Origin of the sequence: Azohydromonas lata (assembly GCF_034427735.1) — a bacterium.
In the GTDB taxonomy this organism is placed as follows: Bacteria; Pseudomonadota; Gammaproteobacteria; order Burkholderiales; family Burkholderiaceae_C; genus Azohydromonas; species Azohydromonas lata.
The window spans coordinates 1-799 of record NZ_JAXOJX010000192.1; the positions used below are offsets into that span (position 1 = coordinate 1).

Annotated in this window: 1 protein-coding gene; it reads right to left on the reverse strand. The window is 68.0% G+C overall.

All coding sequences use genetic code 11. The features are described from left to right. On the reverse strand, positions 1-799 hold a 799-nt coding region (locus tag SM757_RS34970), incomplete at both ends, for a hypothetical protein (protein ID WP_407655834.1).

Below are 799 nucleotides of genomic sequence, written 5' to 3' on the forward strand. Positions count from 1 at the left end.
GGACGTAGCCTTGAGGTTGCCCAGGCCGTCGACATTGGCCGTCAGCGTGCCATTGGCCAGTTCGAACGCCGTGGTACCGGCCGCTCCCGAGCGCAGGCCGAAGCTGGCGTTGCTCAGCCGCAGCGACGCCGACGTGCCCGCGCTCAGCGCAGCCGTCACGTTGCTGCCAACGGCCACGATGTCCGTGCCCGTCTTGGCAAAGCCCAAATCACCGGACAGCGACACGAAGTTCGCAATGTCGGCGCCGAAGCCCTTGAGGCTGAAGGCCACCGTGTTGGCAGCGATCGTCTGGCTGAACGTGTAGCTCTGGCTGCCGACGCTTACCTTGCTGCCAGCGGTCACCGCACCAGCGGTACCCGTGTACTGCACGGCCACAGACGTGGCCTTGAGGTTGCCCAGGCCGTCGACGCTGGCCGTCAATGTGCCGTTGGCCAGCTCGAATGCCGTGGTGCCGGCCGCGCCCGAGCGCAGGCCGAAGCTGGCGTTGCTCAGCCGCAGCGAGGCCGACGTGCCCGCACTCAGCGCGGCCGTCACATTGCTGCCCACGGCCACGATGTCCGTGCCCGTTTTGGCGAAGCCCAGGTCGCCAGACAGCGACACGAAGTTCGCGATGTCGGCGCTGAAGCCCTTGAGCGTGAACGCCACCGTGTTCGCGGCGATGGCTTGGCTGAACGCGTAGCTCTGGCTGCCGACGCTGACCTTGGTGCCGGCCGCCACGGCACCGGCGGTGCCCGCGTACTGCACAGCCACCGACGTGGCCTTGAGGTTGCCCAGGCCGTCGACGCTGGCCGTCAACGTA